Annotated in this window: 19 protein-coding genes; 15 read left to right on the top strand and 4 right to left on the bottom strand. The window is 58.7% G+C overall.

What is annotated here, in order from left to right:
* Positions 1 to 87: 87 nt before the first annotated feature.
* From phnL to phnP, 5 genes are read left to right on the top strand one after another with little or no spacing between them, the layout of a single operon-like run.
* The gene (gene phnL / locus B498_RS17425; RefSeq protein ID WP_008500055.1) at positions 88 to 768 is read left to right on the top strand and encodes a phosphonate C-P lyase system protein PhnL; all 681 of its coding nucleotides are present in this window, start codon (positions 88 to 90) and stop codon (positions 766 to 768) included.
* Complete coding sequence (phnM, locus tag B498_RS17430) at positions 765 to 1,901, top strand: alpha-D-ribose 1-methylphosphonate 5-triphosphate diphosphatase (protein WP_008500054.1); 1,137 nt, start codon at positions 765 to 767, stop codon at positions 1,899 to 1,901. The genes phnL and phnM overlap by 4 nt, the downstream gene beginning before the upstream one ends.
* Positions 1,898 to 2,449 carry a ribose 1,5-bisphosphokinase gene (gene phnN / locus B498_RS17435; protein WP_085930286.1) on the top strand — a complete coding sequence of 184 codons (552 nt, stop codon included), beginning with the start codon at positions 1,898 to 1,900 and terminating at the stop codon, positions 2,447 to 2,449. Before phnM ends, phnN begins: the two co-directional genes overlap by 4 nt.
* Positions 2,442 to 2,876, top strand: a complete 435-nt coding sequence (phnO, locus tag B498_RS17440; RefSeq protein WP_008500052.1) for an aminoalkylphosphonate N-acetyltransferase — start codon at positions 2,442 to 2,444, stop codon at positions 2,874 to 2,876. Before phnN ends, phnO begins: the two co-directional genes overlap by 8 nt.
* A 9-nt stretch (positions 2,877 to 2,885) precedes the next feature.
* The gene (phnP, locus tag B498_RS17445; RefSeq protein WP_008500051.1) at positions 2,886 to 3,644 is read left to right on the top strand and encodes a phosphonate metabolism protein PhnP; all 759 of its coding nucleotides are present in this window, start codon (positions 2,886 to 2,888) and stop codon (positions 3,642 to 3,644) included.
* A gap of 82 nt (positions 3,645 to 3,726) precedes the next feature.
* Here the strand turns inward: phnP and yjdP are convergent, their stop codons facing one another.
* The 3 genes from yjdP to B498_RS17460 form a co-directional block, all read right to left on the bottom strand.
* The gene (yjdP, locus tag B498_RS17450; protein ID WP_008500050.1) at positions 3,727 to 4,050 is read right to left on the bottom strand and encodes a DDRRRQL repeat protein YjdP; all 324 of its coding nucleotides are present in this window, start codon (positions 4,048 to 4,050) and stop codon (positions 3,727 to 3,729) included.
* A 75-nt stretch (positions 4,051 to 4,125) separates the two neighbouring features.
* Positions 4,126 to 4,752: a GNAT family N-acetyltransferase gene (locus B498_RS17455; RefSeq protein WP_008500049.1), complete on the bottom strand. Its 627-nt coding sequence runs from the start codon at positions 4,750 to 4,752 to the stop codon at positions 4,126 to 4,128.
* Between the two features lie 121 nt (positions 4,753 to 4,873).
* Positions 4,874 to 7,150 (bottom strand): ATP-binding protein, encoded by a 2,277-nt coding sequence (locus tag B498_RS17460; protein ID WP_008500048.1) that lies wholly within the window; start codon positions 7,148 to 7,150, stop codon positions 4,874 to 4,876.
* 181 nt (positions 7,151 to 7,331) lie between these two features.
* On the opposite strand from B498_RS17460, the gene B498_RS17465 reads away from it, so the two are divergent.
* The 7 genes from B498_RS17465 (at position 7,332) to lpxO (ending at position 14,479) form a co-directional block, all read left to right on the top strand.
* On the top strand, positions 7,332 to 8,852 hold the full coding sequence (locus tag B498_RS17465) for a sugar ABC transporter ATP-binding protein (RefSeq protein WP_008500047.1): 1,521 nt from the start codon (positions 7,332 to 7,334) through the stop codon (positions 8,850 to 8,852).
* A complete protein-coding gene (locus B498_RS17470; protein ID WP_008500046.1) occupies positions 8,849 to 9,844 on the top strand; it encodes an ABC transporter permease subunit in 996 nt (331 codons plus the stop codon). Before B498_RS17465 ends, B498_RS17470 begins: the two co-directional genes overlap by 4 nt.
* Before the next feature lie 30 nt (positions 9,845 to 9,874).
* Complete coding sequence (locus B498_RS17475; protein WP_008500045.1) at positions 9,875 to 10,816, top strand: ABC transporter substrate-binding protein; 942 nt, start codon at positions 9,875 to 9,877, stop codon at positions 10,814 to 10,816.
* A 49-nt stretch (positions 10,817 to 10,865) separates the two neighbouring features.
* Positions 10,866 to 11,552, top strand: a complete 687-nt coding sequence (locus tag B498_RS17480) for a D-lyxose/D-mannose family sugar isomerase (RefSeq protein ID WP_008500044.1) — start codon at positions 10,866 to 10,868, stop codon at positions 11,550 to 11,552.
* A 10-nt stretch (positions 11,553 to 11,562) separates the two neighbouring features.
* Positions 11,563 to 12,423 (top strand): ketose 1,6-bisphosphate aldolase, encoded by an 861-nt coding sequence (locus B498_RS17485; protein ID WP_032622740.1) that lies wholly within the window; start codon positions 11,563 to 11,565, stop codon positions 12,421 to 12,423.
* Positions 12,423 to 13,427, top strand: a complete 1,005-nt coding sequence (locus tag B498_RS17490; RefSeq protein ID WP_032622738.1) for a carbohydrate kinase family protein — start codon at positions 12,423 to 12,425, stop codon at positions 13,425 to 13,427. The genes B498_RS17485 and B498_RS17490 overlap by 1 nt, the downstream gene beginning before the upstream one ends.
* 143 nt (positions 13,428 to 13,570) lie before the next feature.
* Positions 13,571 to 14,479: a lipid A hydroxylase LpxO gene (lpxO, locus tag B498_RS17495; RefSeq protein WP_008500041.1), complete on the top strand. Its 909-nt coding sequence runs from the start codon at positions 13,571 to 13,573 to the stop codon at positions 14,477 to 14,479.
* Positions 14,480 to 14,482: 3 nt separating this feature from the next.
* Here the strand turns inward: lpxO and B498_RS17500 are convergent, their stop codons facing one another.
* Positions 14,483 to 15,214 (bottom strand): response regulator, encoded by a 732-nt coding sequence (locus tag B498_RS17500; RefSeq protein WP_008500040.1) that lies wholly within the window; start codon positions 15,212 to 15,214, stop codon positions 14,483 to 14,485.
* A 256-nt stretch (positions 15,215 to 15,470) separates the two neighbouring features.
* On the opposite strand from B498_RS17500, the gene fdhF reads away from it, so the two are divergent.
* From fdhF to B498_RS17520, 3 genes are all read left to right on the top strand, one after another.
* A complete protein-coding gene (fdhF, locus tag B498_RS17510) occupies positions 15,471 to 17,618 on the top strand; it encodes a formate dehydrogenase subunit alpha (protein ID WP_084831941.1) in 2,148 nt (715 codons plus the stop codon).
* 321 nt (positions 17,619 to 17,939) lie between these two features.
* Positions 17,940 to 18,092, top strand: a complete 153-nt coding sequence (locus B498_RS17515; protein ID WP_008500037.1) for a Hok/Gef family protein — start codon at positions 17,940 to 17,942, stop codon at positions 18,090 to 18,092.
* A gap of 121 nt (positions 18,093 to 18,213) precedes the next feature.
* Complete coding sequence (locus B498_RS17520; RefSeq protein ID WP_008500036.1) at positions 18,214 to 18,888, top strand: tetratricopeptide repeat protein; 675 nt, start codon at positions 18,214 to 18,216, stop codon at positions 18,886 to 18,888.
* Positions 18,889 to 18,911 lie beyond the last annotated feature (23 nt).

Here is an 18,911-nt window from a genome sequence, read left to right as displayed (position 1 = left end):
AAGCCGCCACCCGGCAACACGAACACCGCACCTTGTAGGCCGGGTAAGGCATAGCCGCCACCCGGCAAAACGAATCGCGAGGCCAACATGATCCACGTACAAAACGTAAGTAAGACCTTTGTGCTCCACCAGCAAAACGGCGTGCGCCTGCCGGTGCTGCAAAATGCCTCGCTGGAGGTTAATCGCGGCGAATGCGTGGTGCTGCACGGCCACTCCGGCAGCGGAAAATCGACCCTGCTGCGCTCCCTTTACGCCAACTATCTGCCCGACGAAGGCCATATTCATATTCGCCACGGCGATGAATGGATCGACCTGGTGCAGGCCCCGGCGCGTAAGGTGCTGGAGGTACGCCGCTCGACGATCGGCTGGGTGAGTCAGTTTCTGCGGGTGATCCCGCGGATCTCCGCCCTGGACGTGGTGATGCAGCCCCTGCTGGATCTTGGCGTGCCGCGCGAAACCTGTGCCGCCAAAGCCGCCAGCCTGCTGACGCGCCTGAACGTGCCCGAGCGCCTGTGGCACCTTGCCCCGTCGACCTTTTCCGGCGGCGAGCAGCAGCGCGTCAATATCGCCCGCGGCTTTATCGTCGACTACCCGATTTTACTTCTGGATGAACCCACCGCCTCGCTCGACGCTAAAAACAGCGCGGCCGTGGTGGAGCTGATCGAACAGGCCAAAGCGCGCGGCGCGGCGATCGTCGGGATCTTCCACGACGAGAGCGTTCGCACCCGCGTCGCGGACAGGCTGCACCCAATGGGGGCTCCCGCATGATTATCAATAACGTCAAGTTAGTACTGGACAATGAGGTGGTTGACGGCTCGATTGAGATCCAGGACGGAACAATCCGCGCATTTGCTGAAACCCAGAGCCGCTCGCCCGAGGCGATGGACGGCGACGGCGGCTGGCTGCTGCCGGGGCTGATCGAACTGCATACCGATAATCTGGACAAGTTCTTCACCCCCCGCCCGAAAGTGGACTGGCCCGCGCATTCAGCGATGAGCAGCCACGACGCGCTGATGGTCGCCAGCGGCATCACCACCGTACTGGACGCGGTGGCCATCGGTGACGTGCGCGACGGCGGCGACCGTCTGGAGAACCTGGAGAAGATGATCAACGCCGTCGAGGAGACGCAAAAGCGCGGCCTCAACCGCGCCGAGCACCGCCTGCACCTGCGCTGCGAGCTGCCGCACCACACCACCCTGCCGCTGTTTGAGAAGCTGGTGGGCCGCGAGCCGGTCTCGCTGGTTTCCCTGATGGACCACTCGCCGGGGCAGCGTCAGTTCGCCAACATTGAAAAGTATCGCGAATACTATCAGGGCAAATATTCTCTCAGCGACGCGGAGATGGCCCGTTATGAAGAAGAGCAGCTGGCGCTTGCGGCACGGTGGTCGCAGCCTAACCGTGTCCGAATTGCGGCGATGTGCCGGGACCGCAATATCGCGCTGGCCAGCCATGACGATGCCACGCACGATCACGTGCTCGAATCCCACCAGCTTGGCAGCGTGATCGCCGAATTTCCCACCACGTTAGAGGCGGCTGAAGCCTCCCGCAAGCACGGCATGAACGTGCTGATGGGCGCACCGAACATCGTGCGCGGCGGCTCGCACTCCGGCAACGTTGCGGCAAGCAAGCTCGCGTCCCTCGGCCTGCTGGATATTCTCTCGTCCGACTACTACCCCGCCAGCCTGCTCGACGCGGCGTTCCGGGTGGCCGACGACGAGGGCAACCGCTTTACGCTGCCGCAGGCGATTCGCCTGGTGACGAAAAACCCGGCCTCGGCGCTTAACTTGCAGGATCGCGGCGAGATAGCCGAAGGCAAGCGGGCGGATTTGGTGCTGGCCCACCGCAAGGGCGAGCACATCCATATTGACCACGTCTGGCGTCAGGGGAAAAGGGTGTTCTGATGGGAAGACTTATCTGGTTAATGGGGCCGTCTGGCTCCGGTAAGGACAGCCTGCTGTCCGCCTTACGGCAGCAGGAGCATCCGCAGCTGCTGGTGGCGCACCGCTACATTACCCGGTCGGCGAATGCGGGGAGTGAAAACCATATCGCCCTGAGCGAGCAGGAGTTTTTTACCCGTGCCGGGCAAAATCTGCTGGCGCTGAGCTGGCACGCCAACGGCTATTACTATGGGATCGGCATCGAGACCGATCTGTGGCTGCATGCGGGGTTCGACGTGCTGGTCAACGGTTCACGGGCGCACCTTTCGCAAGCGCGCGCCCGCTATGGGGCGGCCCTGCTGCCGGTTTGCCTGCAGGTTTCACCGGACGTCCTGCGCAGCCGGTTGCAGAGCCGGGGTCGTGAATCCGCCCGTGAGATCGATCAGCGGCTTGCGCGTGCGGCGCGCTACACCCCGTCCGACTGCCATATCCTTAATAACGACGGAAGTTTGCTACAGTCAGTCGAGACCTTTTTATCGCTTATCCGTCAGAAGGAAAAACAGCATGCCTGACTGCACGCTTCGCCCCGCCACCGCCGACGATGCGCAAATCGTCTATGCGTTAATCTGCGAATTAAAGCAGGCCGAATTTGATCACCAGGCGTTTCACGCGGGCTATCTTGCCAATCTGCAGGATCACAACATGCGCTACCAGCTTGCCGAACTGGACGGGCAGGTCATCGGCATGATCGGCCTGCACATGCAGTTTCACCTCCACCACGCACGCTGGATCGGCGAGATCCAGGAGCTGGTGGTGATGCCGCAGGCGCGCGGGTTAAAGGTGGGCAGCCAGCTGCTGGCCTGGGCGGAAGGGGTGGCACGAGAGGCCGGCGCGGAGCTGACCGAGCTCTCCACCAGCGTGAAGCGCACCGACGCCCACCGTTTTTACGTCCGTGAAGGATATACGCAGAGCCATTTCCGATTCACCAAGACGCTGTAGAGGTGCGTTATGAGTCTGACAATCACGTTAACAGGAACCGGAAGCGCGCAACTCGTGCCGGTCTTTGGCTGCGACTGCGCGGCGTGCCGCCGGGCGCGCCTGCAGGATACCTATCGCCGTCGCCCCTGCAGCGCGGCGGTCAAATTCAATGACGCGGTGACCCTGCTGGATGCGGGCATTCCACACCTGATGGACGACTGGCCGGCTGGCAGCTTCCAGCAGTTTTTACTGACGCATTACCATATGGATCATGTTCAGGGACTCTTCCCCCTGCGCTGGGGCGTGGGCGCGACAATCCCCGTCTACGGTCCGCCGGATGAGGTGGGCTGTGACGACCTGTTTAAACATCCGGGGATTCTGGATTTCAGCCATACGGTCGAACCGTTTGTGATGTTTGAGCTTCAGGGTATGCGGGTTACGCCCCTGCCGCTCAACCATTCGAAACTGACCTTCGGGTATTTGCTGCAGTCGGCCCACAGCCGCGTGGCCTGGCTGTCCGATACCGCCGGGCTGCCGGAAAAAACGGTGAAGTTCCTGCTTAACAATCAGCCGCAGACGATGATTATCGACTGCAGCCACGAACCGCGCGACGAGACGCCGCGAAACCATTGCGACTTAAATACCGTGATTGCGTTAAACGAAGTGATTGGCTGCCCGCAGGTGATCCTGACGCACATCAGCCATCAGTTTGACGTGTGGATGATGGATAACCCGCTGCCTGACGGCATTGAAGCGGGGTATGACGGAATGGTGTTGGTTCTCGACTGAGTTTTGCCGGGTGGCGGCTGCGCCTTACCCGGCCTACGCGCCAGGGTTTCGTAGGCCTGCGTAAGCGAAGCGCCACCAGGCTTTAGCCTCGATCGTAATCGTCTTCCAACCTGCGCTCATCCTCTTCCAGACGGCGTCTGTCGTCATCCAGCTGGCGCTGACGCTCGTCTAAACGGCGGCGTCTGTCTTCAAGCTGCCGACGGCGATCGTCATACTGACGGCTATCCATGCGACGGTTATCGTCATAACGATCGTCATCATCGTTGCTGCGGCTGCTGCTGGGGTTATAGGCATCGTTGATCGCCTGCTGAATGTTGCCAATGGCGTCATCAATCACATCGGCATGCGCCAGCTGGCTGGTGAGTGACAGCAGACCAAATAACAGAGCGGTAGAGTAACGTTTCATAAGGCCAGACTCGCAGGTGAACTGGCCTTAAGGTAATGAACAGCAGGGTGTGGGGGTAGAGGAGGAATCTCAAATTCAGTTATGTCCTGGGACTTCCATCAGTTGATTCGCACGCTGTTTATTTTCTGCGACCAGGACGATGCCGTAGCATTTTTGATCCGGCGAATGGCTCCAGATACGATCTTCGGGGATACACCCTCCGTCATAGATAACCTTGCTACCATCATACGGCCAAAATGCGCCCTGCTCGGTATCAAGAACAAATACAGCGATTTGGTCAGACTCGCGGGCAATTTTCTGCCAGAGCATCTTCCCACCCTCATATTGTTCAAAGTCGCTGACAAGTGTCACGCCACACTGTAATACCAGGGCTTCATACAGGCGAGTTGCCAGTCCCTTGTCACGCTCGGCGGGATCAACACAGATACCTTCTACCTGAATGACATTGGCATCTTCCCAACAGCGCTCGACGGCAATGATATCTTCACCCAAATGCGTTTTACGTTGTAAATCCAGGGCAGCAACAACCCGATGCCGGGGCACCCCATCGAAGGTTTCGATATCCGCTTCAATAATCGCAGCTCTTGGCGTCTGGCTATCAAAAATAACATGTAGCACTCGCCCGGAAAGCTCAAACTCATCAACGAGTTTAAACGACCTGGCAATTGTGCTCGGGCTGTATGTTGTAGGCATCACGATCATTTGTGAGTCCCCCTTTGTGAGTACCGGCATAATTCCTTTTATATCCCAATCTGCTAAATTTTGCGCAGATTAACATCACCGGCGTCAACGATGCTCTTGATGAAATCCTAAACAGGGGCATTTAAAAACATATTTTCCGCAGCGCCTGCGCCAGCTGCACCCGCGTAAACGGCTTGCGCAGTAGCTGAACGTCCGGCAGCTGAGGATTATGCGAGGGCCGTAAATCCTGGCCGCTGATAAGCAGCACCGGAAGCTGCGGATAATGACTGCGCACATGGCTAATCACCTCGGCCCCGCTCAGGCTTCCGGGCAACATCAGGTCGCTGATAAACATGCCAATATCCGGCGACGCCGCCAGCATGCTCAGCGCCTGCTCGCCGTTTTCCGCTTCGAGCGTCAGGTAGCCAAGCTGGTGCAGCTGCTCGCACAGGGTCTGACGGACATCAGCTTCATCTTCCAGCACCAGTACCAGCCGCTCGTTATCGACCGAGGCGGTGGCAGAGAGCGTTTCATCTTCAGGAACTACGGGTAGCGTCGATCGCGGAAGGTGAAGCCGGACGGTCGTCCCCTGCCCCGGCGCGCTCTCGATCTCCACGCGGCCGCCGGACTGGCGCACAAAGCCGTACACCATCGACAGGCCTAACCCGCTCCCGCTCCCGGTCTGTTTGGTGGTGAAGAACGGCTCAAAGACGCGGGATTTCACCTCCTGAGACATCCCGCAGCCGCGGTCAATGACCTCCAGCGCCACCATATCCTGCCTGCGCCCGTCGCTGCGGGTGACGCGCTGATTCCAGGTGCGGATTTTTATCACCCCGCTTTGCCCTTCCATTGCATCGCGCGCGTTCATCACCAGGTTTATGATGGCGTTTTCCAGCTGGCTAACGTCTATCCAGGCGGGCCATGCCGGGGATTGCGCTTCGATCTCCAGGGTCAGGGTGGCAGGGAGGGAGTGACGCAGCAGTTCCCGGAGGTTCTCCAGCAGCGGCTGCATCTCTACCGCATGCGGGGTCAGGGATTGCTTGCGGGAAAACGCCAGCAGGCGCTGGGTCAGCAAGGCGCCACGCTCGGCCGCCTTCAGCGCCCGGGTAATGCGCGGCGCGTCGTTTGATTCGGGGTCGGTCAGCTCAAGGCTGCCGATGATCACCGCCAGCAGGTTATTAAAATCATGCGCCAGCCCGCCCGTCAGCTGTCCGACGGCCTTCATTTTCTGGCTGTGCAGGAGCGCCTCTTCCAGCCCCTGACGCTCAATGCGGTCGATCTCCATCTGCGTGGTTTTTTCTTTCAGCAGACGCGTGGTGTGCTCAAGCGAGGCGGTGTTGCGGGCAAAAACGTTAAACGCGCGCGCCAGTTCACCCAGCTCATCACGCCGCTGCAGCGCGGGAACGGAAACATCCTGTTCGCCGTGAGCAAGGCGTGACATCGCCCGGGAAATGGCCGTCAGATTGGAGGCCAGATGGCGGTAGATATACCAGCAGGCACACCCGGTGATGATCAGCGCCAGCACGGCGAAAATGGTGATAAACACGCTGATGGATTGCAGTTCGTGATGGCTCTGGGCGGTGCGAAGCCGGGAGGCCTGCGCCACCTGCTCAACGTATTGATTGATATCGCTGTTGAGGATCGCCACCAGCGCCTTGATGTGGAACATGTACCAGCTTATCGCCAGATCGCTCTCCTCCAGCTGCTTCGACAGCGGGGCGAGCTGACCTAGCTCGGCATTAAAATCAGGCAGAACCGCCTTCACAACCGGCTGTGCGGCACTCCGGGGCAGCGTTGCGGCCACCGCGTCCAGTTGCTGAACGGTTGCGCGCGGCGAAGGGGTATCGATGGCGGCGGCGATTAGCCGGTCCATCTCCATCAGCTGCTGCGCATCCGGTACGTTACTGTCATAACGGCGGTTGATGTCCTGCAGATGGCGCAGGTAGCTCTGGCTTTGGTACAGCGAGCTCAGCAGCGCGTTACGCTCCAGATGGCGTCGCTGTCCGCGCTCCAGCATCTCCGTCACGCTCTGCTGTAGCTCATTGCTTCGTTGAATAATACGCGCCACCAGCGCCGGCTCCTGCTGCGCCAGCGGCGCCTCCGCAAGCTGCTCCAGCGAGTGGCGCAGGGCCATTTGCGTCTGCTTCAGGCGATCGGCTTCACCTTTGTACTCGAGCGCCCCTACCACCTGCGAGAGCCGCACCGCCGCCGTTGCCACGCTGGCGGTGTCGCGGGCCAGGTTCATGCTGCCGGTCATGTCGTCCAGCGTTTGCTGCTGGACCTGCTCCTGGATTTGGCTGGCGTGGCGGAAGCCGAGCACCGCCACGCCGCTCACCATCAGCGTCACGGCGACCACCAGCAGATTGAAAATCAGCAGGCGGCCTCGGGCGCTGGCGAAGAACGGGGGGCGTGATGGCATGGGGTTGGGCTCCTGTGCGGTTTGGTGCCCTCACCCTGGCCCTCTCCCACAGGGAGAGGGAAAAGGAAAATGTGATGGCGATTAGCTATTCATAACTATGACAAATATGAACAGCTTCTGACATTTTGCATTTACGCACCTGTGATGAAGTGCAGAAATCGGCATTCACAGGAGATCCGCCATGAGCAGAACCCCGGTATTAGAGATGCGCAGCATTGCCAAAACGTTTGGCAGTTTCCACGCGCTCAAGGGTGTGGATTTGACGGTCTTTGCCGGTGAGATCCACGCGCTGATGGGTGAAAACGGCGCAGGCAAAAGCACGCTGATGAAAATCCTCGCGGGCGCCTATACCGCCATCGGCGGCGAGATCCTGATCGACGGCCAGCCGTTTCACATTAAAGGGCCGAAGGATGCGCTGGCCGCAGGCATCACGCTGATTTACCAGGAGATGCAGCTCGCGCCCAATCTGACCGTAGCCGAAAATATCTTCCTCGGCAGCGAGCTGTCGCGCGGCGGGCTGGTCCAGCGCAAGGAGATGGCCGCCCAGGCGCAGGCGGTGATTGACCGCCTCGGCGCGCAGTTTAGCGCCACCGATCTGGTGATGAAGCTCACCATCGCCGAACAGCAGCAGGTGGAAATTGCTCGCGCGCTGCACCGCAACAGCCGCATTCTGGTGATGGATGAACCTACCGCCGCCCTCTCCTCCCGCGAAACCCATCGCCTGTTTGAACTGATTTTGCGCCTGCGCGATGAAGGGATGGCGATCATCTATATCAGCCACCGCATGGCGGAGGTCTATGAACTCTCTGACCGCGTCAGCGTTCTGCGCGACGGGCAGTACGTCGGGAGCCTGACGCGCGACAAGCTGAACGCGTCGGAACTGGTGAAGATGATGGTGGGCCGCCCGCTAAGCGACCTGTTCAACAAGGAGCGTGATATTCCCCTCGGCAGCCCGCGTCTCAACGTCCACCACCTCACCGACGGTAAAAAAGTACAGCCGTGCAGCCTGCAGGTGCGTTCCGGCGAAATCGTCGGGCTGGCGGGACTGGTCGGGGCCGGACGTTCCGAGCTGGCACAGCTTATCTTCGGCGTGCGTAAAGCCACGGGCGGCATGATTGAGGTCGACGGCGAGCCGGTAGTGATCCACTCCCCGCGCGCGGCCATCGAAAACGGCATCGGTTTTCTCACCGAGAACCGCAAGGAGCAGGGGCTGTTTCTGGAGCTGGCGGCGCAGGAGAACATCACTATGGCGACGCTGGAGCGCGACGCCACCTTCGGCTGGCTGAACCGCAAAAAAGCCCAGTCCATTTCCGATGACGCCATTGCCCTGCTCAATATCCGCGTGCCCCATTCGCAGGTGCGCGCAGGCGGTCTTTCCGGCGGCAACCAGCAAAAACTGCTCATCTCCCGCTGGGTCGCCATCGGCCCGCGCATTCTGATTCTGGACGAACCCACGCGCGGCGTGGACGTCGGCGCAAAAAGCGAGATCTACCGCATCATGAACCAGATGGCGCGCAAAGGCGTGGCGATCCTGATGATCTCCAGCGAGCTGCCGGAAGTGGTGGGCATGAGCGACCGGGTGTACGTGATGCGGGAAGGCAGCATCGCGGGTGAACTGCACGGGCGCGACATCTCTCAGGAAAACATTATGACGCTGGCAACCGGCGTGAACGACACTCATCATCAGGCGGTGCAATCATGACAACTCCAACCCATCCGCAGCAGGTGGCGAAATCCGCCTCCGCCAAAAAAATGCTGATGAGCGATCTGATGCAAACGGTCGGTATTTTGCCGATTTTGATCCTGATTGTGGCGGTTTTTGGCTTTATTGCGCCCAACTTCTTCACTGAGAGCAACCTGCTCAACATCACCCGTCAGGCGTCGATCAACATCGTGCTGGCGGCGGGAATGACCTTTATTATCCTCACCGGCGGGATTGACCTCTCGGTGGGGTCGATTCTCGGCACCACGGCGGTGGCGGCGATGGTGGTGTCGCTCATTCCCGAATTCGCCGGGCTGTCCATTCCGGCCGCGCTGATGCTCGGCATGGTGCTGGGCCTGTTCAACGGCGCACTGGTGGCCTTTGCCGGGCTGCCCCCCTTCATCGTCACGCTCGGCACCTATACGGCGCTGCGCGGCGCGGCCTATCTGCTGGCCGACGGCACGACGGTCATTAACTCCAACATCAACTTCGAGTGGATCGGCAATAACTACCTCGGCCCGATCCCCTGGCTGGTGGCGATCGCCCTGGCGGTCATTGTGGTGTGCTGGTTCATCCTGCGCCGCACCACGCTCGGCGTTCACATCTACGCCGTGGGCGGCAACATGCAGGCGGCGCGCTTAACGGGCATTAAGGTCTGGCTGGTGCTGCTGTTTGTCTACGGCATGAGCGGCCTGCTCTCCGGCCTCGGCGGCGTCATGAGTGCCTCACGCCTCTACAGTGCCAACGGCAACCTCGGCACGGGTTACGAGCTGGATGCAATTGCGGCGGTGATCCTCGGCGGCACCAGCTTCGTCGGCGGGATCGGCACGATCACCGGCACGCTGGTCGGTGCCTTGATCATCGCCACCCTCAACAACGGCATGACGCTGATGGGCGTCTCCTACTTCTGGCAGCTGGTGATCAAAGGGGCGGTGATCATCATTGCGGTGCTGATCGACAAATACCGTACCCGACACCATCAAAGTGCATAACAACAATACCCTACGAGTGAGGAAGACAAGATGCGTTTGAAACCCTTAGTGACCGCGCTCTGTGCTGGCGCGCTGCTTGCCGCAACGCCGTTTGCGCAGGCGAAAGATCTGAAGTCCATCGGCGTGACGGTGGGCGACCTGGCTAACCCGTTCTTCGTGCAGATCACCAAAGGTGCCGAGCTGGAAGCGCGCAAGCTGGCGGGGGATAACGTCAAGGTGACGCTGGTCTCCAGCGGTTACGACCTGGGCCAGCAGGTTTCGCAGATCGATAACTTCATCGCCGCGAAGGTGGACATGATCATCCTCAACGCCGCGGACTCCAAAGGGATCGGCCCGGCGGTGAAGCGCGCGAAGGACGCCGGGATCGTGGTCGTGGCGGTTGACGTGGCGGCGGAAGGGGCTGATGCCACCATCACCTCCGATAACACCCAGGCGGGTGAGATGGCCTGTAAGTACATTACCGACCGCCTGAAAGGGAAAGGCAACGTGGTGATCATCAACGGACCGCCGGTCTCAGCGGTGCAAAACCGCGTGGAAGGTTGCCAGACGGAGTTCAAAAAACATCCGGATATCAAGGTGCTCTCGGATAACCAGAACGCCAAAGGCAGTCGTGAAGGCGGTCTGGAAGTCATGACCTCCCTGCTGGCGGCCAATCCGAAGATCGACGGCGTGTTTGCGATTAACGATCCGACCGCGATCGGCGCCGATCTGGCGGCGAAACAGGCGCAGCGCAATGAGTTCTTTATCGTTGGCGTGGATGGATCGCCGGACGGTGAGGAAGCGCTGAAGCGCGAAAATTCCCTGTTTGTCGCAACCCCGGCGCAGGATCCGCAGGTCATGGCGGCAAAAGCGGTGGAGATTGGCTATGACATTCTTCAGGGCAAACCTGCGCCGAAAGCGCCCGTGCTGATCCCGGTGACGATGATCGATAAAAAGAACGTCGGTACCTATAAGGGTTGGACGGTTAAATGATCCTTTTCCCTCTCCCGCAGGGAGAGGGAACTGTTTTCAAGGAGTCCCCATGAAACGCTCCGACATCAATGAAATCCTCGGCCACACGCGGCAGTTTTTCTCCATGCACGACGTTCATCTCCCGCCTTTTGCCAGCTTTCCGCCAACGAAATGGCAGCAGCTTGACCAGGCCGCATGGCAGGAAGTGTTCGACCTCAAGCTCGGCTGGGACGTGACGGCGTTCGGCGGCAACAACTTTGCCGCTGAGGGTCTGACGCTGTTTACCCTGCGCAACGGCTCGCCCAACGGCGTACCGTATGAAAAAGGCTATGCCGAAAAAATCATGCACGTGCGCGACGGCCAGGTGACGCCGATGCATTTTCACTGGCGCAAGCGCGAAGACATCATCAACCGGGGCGGCGGGAATCTGATCATTGAGTTATGGAATGCCGGAGCGCATGAAGAGACGGAAAACACCGACGTGACCGTCACCGTCGACGGCTGCCGCCAGACCCACGCCCCCGGCAGCCAGCTGCGCCTCACGCCAGGGGAAAGCATCTGCCTGACGCCCACTCTTTACCACAGTTTCTGGGGCGAACGCGGCTTCGGCGACGTGCTGGTGGGCGAAGTGTCGTCGGTGAATGACGACGAGCACGACAACCACTTTTTGCAGCCGGTTGCCCGCTATAACAACATCGAAGAAGACGAACCTGCGCTGCTGGTGCTGTGCAACGAGTACAATCTGTTTCGGATATAAGGGGTGAATGATGCCATTGATTTCTCTTGCCGACGGTCTTGCGCACGCCAGACAACACCGCTATGCGCTGGGCGCGTTTAACGTGCTCGACTCCCACTTCCTGCGCGCGCTGTTCGCCGCCGCAAAGCAGGAACGCTCGCCGTTTATCATCAACATCGCGGAAGTGCATTTTAAGTACGTGTCGCTGGATTCCCTTGTCGAAGCGGTGAAGTTCGAGGCCGCTCGCCACGCTATTCCCGTGGTGCTCAACCTCGACCACGGCCTGCATTATGACGCCGTCGTGCGCGCCCTGCGCTTAGGGTTCAGCTCCGTGATGTTCGATGGCTCTACGCTGAGCTATGAGGAAAATGTTCGCCAGACGCGGGAAGTGGTGAAGATGTGCCATGCGGTGGGCGTCTCCGTGGAGGCAGAGCTGGGCGCGGTCGGGGGTGATGAAGGGGGCGCGCTTTACGGACATGCGGATGAAGCCTTCTTCACCGATCCGCAGCTGGCGCGCGAATTTGTTGATTTAACCGGCATCGACGCGCTGGCCGTCGCCATCGGCAACGCACACGGCAAGTATAAAGGCGAGCCGAAGCTCGATTTCCCGCGTCTGGACGCCATTCGTCAGCAGACGGGGCTGCCGCTGGTTTTACACGGCGGCTCCGGGATTAGCGATGCCGACTTCCGCCGCGCCATCGAGCTGGGCATTCATAAAATCAATTTCTATACCGGCATGTCGCAGGCCGCGCTCGCCGCCGTGGAGCAGCGCATGGGGAACCGCCAGCCGCTGTACGACGAGTTTGCCGAACTGCTGCTCGGCATTGAAGAAGCGATTACCGATACGGTCGCCGAACAGATGCGCATTTTCGGCAGCGCGGGGCAGGCATGATGGAACGCAAAGGCATCATCGCCGCAGGCAATATGCTGGTGGACCACGTCCACCAGATCGTGCAGTGGCCGGAGCGCGGCTGGCTGGCGGAAATCACCCACAGCGAACGCTCAACCGGCGGCGCGCCGCTCAACGTCCTGCTGACGCTGGCAAAAATGCACGTTGGCCTGCCGCTGCAGGCGGTGGGGCTGATTGGCGAAGACGGCGACGGGGACTACATTCTGGCGATGCTCGACCAGTACCACGTCAACCGCCAGCGCGTACAGCGCACCACCTTTGCGCCAACCTCCATGTCGCAGGTGATGACCGACCCCAGCGGACAGCGCACCTTTTTCCACTCGCCGGGGGCCAACCGCCTGCTGGATCTTCCCGCCTTCGATCGCTTAGACGGATCGATGAAGATCTTCCATCTCGGCTATCTCCTGCTGCTCGACAGCCTGGATATGCCCGATGACGAGTTCGGCACCCGCAGCGCGCGGCTGCTGGCGCAGATGCGCGACCAGGGGTATGAAACCTCGCTCGATCTGGTTTCCCGCAAGGGCGACCCGCGCTATCAGCCGCTGGTGCTCCCTGCCCTTCGCCATCTCGACTATCTGGTGATTAACGAGCTGGAGGCCGGTGAGTTTAGCGGCCTGACAATGCGTGACGAAAACGACGCCCCGCACATTGCCCATATCGCGGACGCCGCGGCGCAGCTGCTGGCGGCCGGCGTACGCCAGCGGGTGGTGATCCACTGTCCGGAAGGCGCATGGGGAGAAGCTCGCGGTGAAGAGGGTCGCTGGATCCCGTCATGGATGCTGGTGCAGGAAGAGATTATTGGCAGCGTCGGCGCGGGCGATGCCTTTTGCGCGGGCTTTTTATACGGCTGCCATGAATCGCTCCCGCTAACAGAGAGTATTTATCTGGCGCACGCCTGCGCGCGGGCAAGCCTGCTGGCCGCCAATGCGATTGACGGCGCAAAAACGCTGGCCGAGCTGCAGGCGTTTATTCGCGAGAGCATTTAATTTAACAATAATTGCGATTTTTCATTACAGTTCTATGAATTTTATATTCCCGAACTACACTCTCTCCATCTGGCATATTCGGCGTGGGCAGCACTCTGTCCGCACGCTTTTCCGAAATGAGATAGAAAGAGGACAAGGGAAAAATGTTCGCAGCCATCATCATCGGTATTTTCATTATCAGCGTTATTTATGCGCATTCCCGCGGCAAAGAAAAACAGACGCTTTCCCGTCAGCTCTTCGACCATTCGACGTTTATGGCGCCCATCAATATGTTTATGACGGCGTTTTCTTCCCTGCCCGCCAGGCAGCCTTTCTTTGAAACAGAGCGCTTCCCGGAATTAAATAAGCTGACGGAAAACTGGCTGGTTATTCGCGAAGAGGCGCTGCGTTTGCAGCATCATATTAAGGCAGCGGAAAATAATAACGACGCCGGCTTTAACACCTTTTTTAAACGCGGCTGGAAACGTTTTTATCTGAAGTGGTATGCCGATGCCCATCCCTCCGCGCAGTCTTTATGCCCGGTGACGACCCGGCTGGTGAGTGAAATCCCTTCGGTGAAGGCGGCCATGTTTGCCGAGCTGCCGGCGGGTGCAAAGCTTGGCAAGCACCGTGATCCGTATGCGGGCTCGGTTCGTTACCATCTGGGCTTATTCACCCCGAATGACGATCGCTGCTTTATTGAAGTCGACAGGCAGCGCCACAGCTGGCGGGATGGTGAAGCCGTTATTTTTGATGAGACCTACGTCCACTGGGCAGAGAATAAAACGGATCAAACGCGCATTATTCTCTTCTGCGATATCGAGCGTCCGATGAAATGGCGCTGGGCGCAGGCGGTTAACCATTGGGTGGGAACCACGCTAATGTCTGCAGCCAGCTCACCGAATGACGAGAATGACAGTACTGGCGGCATTAACCGCATTTTTAAATACGTTCATGCAGGTCGCGAGCGGGGGCAGCGTCTGAAAAAAAGAAACCGTAAGGCCTATTACGCCCTCAAGTATCTGTGCATCGCTGCAATCTTTGCCGCCATCATTGTTCCGGCGATAACGTAAGCCTTATGCCGCCTGTTCGGGCCGGCTCACGTCAGTGGCAAACACGTAACCCAACCCGCGGATGGTTTTGATGAGCGCAGGCTGATGCGGGTTAGCCTCTATTTTCCGGCGCAGGCGCATGATCAGCACGTCAATCGTGCGGTCGAACACGTCGGCGCTTTCGCTGTGGGTCAGCTCAAGCAGCCGATCGCGGCTCAGCACCCGGCGGGCATTTTGCGTGAGCGCCAGCAGCAGGCCGTACTCGCCCTGGGTTAAGGGCACGGTATTACGCTGCGGATCAATCAGCTCACAGCGGGTGGTATCAAGCGTCCATCCATTAAACGCAATGCCCGCGACGGGCGCTGCTGGGGCTTCTGCCGCCAGCGCGCCCGTTCGGCGCAACACCGCTTTCACCCGGGCGACCACCACGCGCGGGTTGAACGGTTTGCCAATATAATCGTCGGCCCCCATCTCCAGCCCCACCACCACGTCTGACTCACTGCCCAGGCCGGTTAACATCACAACCGGTAGCGCCGGACGCTGCTTTTGCAGCTGCAGCAGAACCTGCAGGCCGTTGATATCCGGCAGCATCATATCCAGCAGCACAAGCGCGATATTCGGCTCCTGCTGCACCTGGCGCAGCGCATCCTGGCCGTTATGGCAGACAAGCACGCTAAAGACGTGCTCGCTCAGCATGTCCTGAAGCAGTTCGCAGACTGCCGTATCGTCATCAACCACCAGAATCGCAGGTTTCATCGTATGCTTCCGTCATGGGATTATGTTAAGTCTGAACTATTCTGCCGTCGGCTCCAGTCAAAAGGTTTTTTCAGTGACGGAAATTCAACCCATGTCACATCCGCCGCCCTGTCGACACGTCAATTTTGACGATTGACTGCTTTTTGTCAGGGTTTTCACCCCGGATGGGCCGTAAAGTCAGGGGATACCCATACAAAAAACATGGCATAGAAGCTGCATAGTGGGTGCGAACGATTCGATTAACTGGAGCAGACTGATGAAAAAAGTCGTCACGGTTTGCCCTTATTGTGCCTCAGGTTGCAAGATCCACCTGGTGGTCGATAACGGCAAAATCGTCCGGGCGGAGGCCGCGCAGGGGAAAACCAACCAGGGCACGCTGTGCCTGAAAGGGTACTACGGCTGGGATTTTATTAACGATACCCAAATTCTTACCCCGCGCCTGAAAACCCCTATGATCCGCCGCGAGCGCGGCGGCAAGCTGGAAGCCGTCTCCTGGAACGAGGCGCTGGATTATGTCGCCACGCGCCTGAGTGCCATTAAGGCCAAGTATGGCCCGGATGCCATCCAGACCACCGGCTCTTCCCGCGGGACGGGAAATGAAACCAACTATGTGATGCAAAAATTCGCGCGCGCCGTTATTGGTACCAATAACGTCGACTGCTGCGCTCGCGTCTGACACGGCCCATCGGTTGCAGGTCTGCACCAGTCGGTCGGTAACGGCGCAATGAGTAATGCCATCAACGAGATAGATAATACCGATCTCGTTTTCATCTTTGGTTATAACCCGGCGGATTCTCACCCTATCGTCGCGAACCACGTTATTCGCGCTAAACAGAATGGGGCGAAAATCATCGTCTGCGATCCGCGCAAAATTGAAACCGCGCGCATTGCGGATATGCACATTGCATTGAAAAACGGCTCAAACATCGCGCTGTTGAACGCAATGGGGCACGTCATTATTGAGGAGAACCTGTACGACCAGGCGTTTGTCGCGACCCGTACAGAAGGCTTTGAAGAGTATAAGAAAATAGTCGAGGGCTATACGCCTGAATCCGTCGAAGCGATAACCGGCGTTAGCGCACAGGAGATTCGTCAAGCGGCCAGAATGTATGCCGGGGCAAAAACCGCCGCCATTCTCTGGGGCATGGGCGTGACCCAGTTCTACCAGGGCGTGGAAACCGTGCGCTCGCTCACCAGCCTCGCGATGCTGACCGGTAATCTGGGTAAAGCACACGTTGGCGTGAACCCGGTGCGCGGTCAGAATAACGTGCAGGGCGCCTGCGATATGGGCGCGCTGCCGGATACTTATCCGGGCTACCAGTACGTGAAGTTCCCGGAAAACCGCGCCAAGTTTGCGAAGGCGTGGGGCGTGGAAAGCCTGCCGGAACACACCGGGTATCGCATCAGCGAGCTGCCGCACCGCGCGGCGCATGGCGAAGTGCGTGCGGCCTATATCATGGGTGAAGATCCGCTTCAGACCGACGCCGAGCTTTCTGCAGTGCGTAAAGGGTTTGAGGATCTGGAGCTGGTGATTGTCCAGGATATCTTCATGACCAAAACCGCGGCGGCGGCGGATGTCATTTTACCGTCGACCTCCTGGGGCGAGCATGAAGGCGTCTACACGGCGGCCGACCGCGGATTCCAGCGCTTCTTCAAGGCGGTCGAGCCGAAGTGGGATCTGAAAACGGACTGGCAGATCATCAGTGAAATCGCCACCCGCATGGGCTACCCGATGCACTACAACAACACCCAGGAGATCTGGGATGAGTTGCGCAGCCTGTGTCCGGACTTCTACGGCGCCACCTATGAAAAAATGGGTGAGCTGGGATACATCCAGTGGCCGTGTCGGGATGAGTCAGAGGCCGATCAGGGGACGTCCTATCTCTTTAAGGAGAAATTCGACACCCCGAACGGGCTGGCGCAGTTCTTCACCTGCGACTGGGTCGCGCCGATCGATAAACTCACCGATGAGTATCCGATGGTGCTCTCCACCGTACGCGAAGTGGGCCACTACTCCTGCCGCTCGATGACCGGCAACTGCGCCGCGCTGGCCGCGCTGGCGGACGAGCCCGGCTATGCGCAAATCAACACCGCCGATGCGGAACGGCTCGGTATTGAGGATGAAGCGCTGGTGTGGGTGAACTCGCGCAAAGGGCGGATTATCACCCGTGCGCAGGTCAGCGATCGTCCAAACAAAGGGGCGGTCTATATGACCTACCAGTGGTGGATTGGTGCCTGCAACGAGCTGGTAACGGAGAACTTAAGCCCGATAACCAAAACGCCGGAGTATAAATACTGCGCCGTAAACGTTGAGCCGATTGCGGATCAGCACGCCGCGGAACAGTACGTGATCGACGAATATAACAAGCTAAAAGCCCGACTGCGCGAAAGCGCAATGGGTTGAAGCCGTTAATTCATCGATGAATAAAGGGAGTGAAATATTCACTCCCTTTTTATTTCCGAGTAACCCATCAATAATATCAATTAATATTCTGGAAAACGGCTCGCAGAAATAATGTAATTTTCGCGAAAAAGAATTACATCTTTGCATTTTAATTCAGAGGGATAAGATATTCTGCGGGTGCTTAAGACTTTCTGTCTTGAGCATTGTTGAGGGACAGAAAGTAGAAAGCCCCGGGAAATTTTCATTTACCCGAGGCTACTCCCTCAACTCCAACAAGTTGAGAGTAGCCTCTTATTCTTTTTTTGACAAGGAGTAAAAGGCATGACGCCATTAAAAACTGCGTTAGGCATCGTCTTTATTGTTTGCCTGACGATAGTGATCTTTACCTTTATTACTCGCGGCAGGCTCTGCGAGTTTTCAATAAAGAGTGAGCATCAGGAGGTGGCGGCTAAATTAGCCTGCAACCCAGGCTAACCTCTACGGGCGGAACAACGGTTCCGCCCGGCTTGTAGGATGCTGAGGTCTTAATGCACCCATTTTTTTCTTTTGCGCCCGCGATTATACTGCGCGGCGTGTACCCAGATGATAAGAATCCATGAAAGCCATTTTTCTGTTGTTAGTGTTTTTAACATCCTTCGCCCGCGCGGATGAGATAGGCAGCCAGTATCGGAAACAGGCGGAAGCCGGTGATGCGCGTGCCCAGTATTATCTTGCCGATACGTACTTCAGCTCCGGCGACAGCAAGCAGGCCGCGCTGTGGGCCGAGAAAGCCGCGAAAGGCGGCGATGTCGACGCCATGGGGTTGCTCTCGCAAATCCTCTTTACGCAGGGCGATTACTCACAGGCCAAAGCCCTGGCCCAACAGGCAAACATTGCTGGCAGCAAACGCGGCGCGATCATGCTGGCGCGCATTCTGGTGAATACTCAGGCGGGAAAAACGGACTATCCCCAGGCCATCAGACTGCTGCACACGGCAACCGAAGATATCGACAGCGACTCTGCGGTCGATGCACAGCTGCTGCTGGGGCTGATTTATGCCAACGGCGTCGAGGTAGCGCAGGATGACGTGCAGGCCGCCTCGTGGTTCAAGCGGAGTTCAGCCCTTTCGCGCACCGGCTACGCCGAGTACTGGGCTGGGATGTTGTTCAGGCAGGGTGAGAAAGGCTTTATCACGCCCAATAAACAGAAAGCGCTGTACTGGTTAAACCTGAGCTGTACGGAAGGGTTTGATACGGGGTGCGAAGAGTTTGATGCGTTGAGCGGGGAGTAAACCATTGCCCGGTGGCGCTGCGC

The sequence above is a fragment of the Enterobacter sp. SST3 genome, from assembly GCF_000286655.1.
In the GTDB taxonomy this organism is placed as follows: Bacteria; Pseudomonadota; Gammaproteobacteria; order Enterobacterales; family Enterobacteriaceae; genus Enterobacter; species Enterobacter roggenkampii.
This window is presented reverse-complemented; position numbering and strand designations above follow the sequence as displayed.